The following is a 3,189-nucleotide window of genomic DNA, read 5'->3' as shown; positions in this document are numbered from 1 at the left end:
GAAGGCGTACTTTGCCTTCTTGGTCGGTTTGGCTTATGTCATGTGCCTCTAAGCCCTGCAGCTAGACAAATGAGACCCCACAGGAGCGAACGCGACGAGGAGGCTCACGGGCTACCCGCGGAAAGCGAAGTCTTGCATGGAAATCATTAGCGGTATTAAGAATATACGCTGAAATTGTTCGTCTTTATGTCGTGGTTTATTCGTTTTGTCCCAGCCTCATCACACTCTATTTCAGATTCTCGATATCTTCTCTTATGTTCGATTCTTTATTGTAATTCAGGACACCCATTTCTTCGATACTTTTACGCGTTTCCTCATTCCCGAGCTTATGGATCATTTGATAAATTTTATGCATCGAGTGGTCATATTGAGCGTTTTCAGGGTCTTTGTGATACTCGCGGAATGGAATTTGGGCTCTAGTGAAAGTAGACACCTCGTCATCGTAATTCTTCTCAAACAACGCTTTCAACTTTGTTACTTCTTCTGGAGTAGCCTGAATTTGATAACTTACACTTTTTGCTTCTACGGCATGAGGTACGACATCTCCGCTGCCAATATCTATAAAGTACGTATCTCTCGTTTCCATGCTATTCATCTCCCTTAAATTCTTTTCTTGTTATATACATACCTCCTAACCAGTGAACATAAACGAAAGAGGATTGTTCAACTAAAAAAGGTGCCTTCCCATTATGGAAAGCACCTTTTGGTATTAGCTCTTTAACATTCTTGTTTGTTCGATGAAGTATCCGATTCGTTCAACGATCGGTTCAATCGAATTTCCATCGTTGACCAGATCATATTCACTGATGTCCAGGCGAAGAACAGGACATGCGTTAAAGGAGTTGATCCAATTCTCATAACGCTGGTGCATTTCTTCCCAGTACTCAACCGGGGTCTGCTGTTCCATTGGACGCCCTCGTTCACGGATTCGGTCAATCACGTTATCGAGGGATCCTTCCAGATAAATCAGAAGATCGGGATGAGGGAAATAAGGTGTCATCACCATTGCATCGAAAAGGCTTGTATATGTTTCATAGTCAACGTCCGACATATTCCCTTTTTCATGATGCATCTTTGCGAAGATTCCTGTATCTTCATAGATTGAACGGTCCTGAATGAAGCCGCCTCCGTATTCAAAGATCTTCTTTTGTTCCTTAAAGCGTTCTGCTAGGAAGTATACTTGCAGATGGAAACTCCAGCTCTTGAAATCCTGATAGAATTTATCGAGGTACGGGTTGGTATCAACCTTTTCGAAAGATGTGCGGAATCCAAGGGCATTCGCCAATCCGTTCGTCATCGTGGATTTCCCGACTCCGACGGTTCCGGCAATGGTAATGACCGCATTACTCGGGATGCCGTATTTATTGCGAAGATTCATGATAGTGAACTCCTTTTTTTAATGTAGTGTCTAATTGAGTAAGAATCGTGTCCAAGTCAGCTTTGTTTTGGACGAAGTCAATGTGGTCGCCATTGTAGCGAAGAACAGGGATATCCGGGTGAGTTTCTTCAAATGTATTCATATATTCTTCATAATCCAATGATAATTGTTTTAAATAAAGAGGACTGATTTTCTTCTCGAAGTCCCGGCCTCTTTTTTCAATCCGCTTCAGCAGCGTATCAAGACTGGCATTTAAGTAAATCACCACATTCGGTCTCGGCATGTCAGAAGTCAAGATATCATAGATATTAAGATATTTATTGAACTGCTGTTCATCCTTCAATGTGCGTTTAGCGAAGATGATATTCTTCAAAATATGATAATCCGCTACTACCGATTTGTTTTGAGAAATATAATGCTTATCGATATCCTCCAGCTGCTTGTATCGATTGCATAAGAAAAACATCTCTGTTTGAAAACTCCACTCGTCAATATCATCATAAAATTTATCTAAAAACGGGTTTTCATCGACGATTTCCCTTAATAAGTGAAAATGATAGTGGTCGGAAATCGCTTTAGCCAGAGAAGTTTTTCCTACTCCAATCGGGCCTTCAACCGTGATGAAAGGAATTCTCCCCATTTAATGTCCTCCTCATATTACGACAATCTATGTGTTTTTATCAGCGTATTAATAAATTTACGACAAAAATTATTGTAACACAATTGTTGCATTGATTGTTCAGGTTATTTATTGGTTCAGATTAAATTTGATCCATCTTTTTTATCGGTTTTTTTGAGAAAATTATTAGGCTGTTCCTCAGTGCAAATAAACCTATATACGAACAGAAAAACCCGTCGTACAGGTAATGTTAGATTCACCTGTACGACGGGTTCTAATTATTTTTATGAGTAATGAAGGTTATTCGTTTTTTACCTTTTAACGACGTTGAAATTATCAGTGATCAATAGCCAGTTCTGCGGGAAAGAGAGGCCGAGTTTCCAGTAGCTCATTCCCCTGAGGTTAAGCTCTTTCATCAGGTCGAATTTTGCCTGGATGCTTCGGGCATCTTCGAACCAGACTTCGTGGTCTTTTCCTTCGGCTGTGTAATTAAAGAACGGGGCCTGTGCTTTTTGATCGTATTGGATGCTGACATTGTTGGCGGCAGCGATTTCGATTGCCTGCTGCGGGCTGATTGCTTTCGCTGTCGTTCCAGGTTCGAAGGGAAGTGTCCAATCGTAGCCGTACAGGTTCTGCCCCATCATGATTTTCGAAGCAGGCATTTCTGTCAGTGCGTATTCAATCACTTCACGGACGGGGCCGATGGGGGAAACAGCCATGGCCGGTCCGCCGCTGTAGCCCCATTCATAGGTCATGATGACGACAAAATCGACGATTTCCCCATGTGCTTTATAATCATGTGCTTCATACCATTTCCCTTTCTGTTCTGCACTCGTTTTGGGAGCGAGAGCAGTGGACAGCAGCCAGCCTTCCTGGTTGAAACGCTGCTTTGCTTTTCTCAGGAATCGATTATATGCTTCCCTGTCCTCGGGCCGTAAGTATTCAAAGTCAAAATGGATATCACGGAATCCATATTTCTTGGCGGTCTGTACAATGTTATTTAAGAATGTATCCTGGATTGCCGTGTCATTCAGAAGGATGCGTCCGAGTTCATCATTGAACTGGCCTTCTTCCTGGTTGGTAATCGCCATCATAAGGACATTCCCATTATCCCTTCCGGTTTGCAGCAGGTTCCCCATCGGAGGTTCCTGCAGGGTCCCGTCACGCTTCGCCTGAAAGCTGAAAGGAGCAA

At 42.5% G+C, this 3,189-nt stretch carries 4 protein-coding genes; all 4 read right to left on the bottom strand.

The features are described 5' to 3' along the window. Positions 1-226: 226 nt before the first annotated feature. A complete protein-coding gene (locus tag HP456_RS21880; protein ID WP_172255050.1) occupies positions 227-586 on the bottom strand; it encodes a hydrolase in 360 nt (119 codons plus the stop codon). Positions 587-709: 123 nt separating this feature from the next. After that, a complete protein-coding gene (locus HP456_RS21875; RefSeq protein WP_172255048.1) occupies positions 710-1,378 on the bottom strand; it encodes a deoxynucleoside kinase in 669 nt (222 codons plus the stop codon). After that, positions 1,362-2,018 (bottom strand): deoxynucleoside kinase, encoded by a 657-nt coding sequence (locus tag HP456_RS21870; RefSeq protein ID WP_172255046.1) that lies wholly within the window; start codon positions 2,016-2,018, stop codon positions 1,362-1,364. Before HP456_RS21870 ends, HP456_RS21875 begins: the two co-directional genes overlap by 17 nt. A 290-nt stretch (positions 2,019-2,308) precedes the next feature. Next, positions 2,309-3,189: glycosyl hydrolase family 18 protein (locus HP456_RS21865; RefSeq protein WP_172255044.1), on the bottom strand; the 881-nt coding region annotated here is incomplete at its 5' end.

Source organism: Bacillus haikouensis (assembly GCF_013179555.1).
Classification (GTDB): domain Bacteria; phylum Bacillota; class Bacilli; order Bacillales; family Bacillaceae_B; genus Rossellomorea; species Rossellomorea haikouensis_A.
The sequence above is the reverse complement of the archived record's forward strand: the minus strand, read 5'-3'. Positions and strand labels throughout refer to the sequence as shown.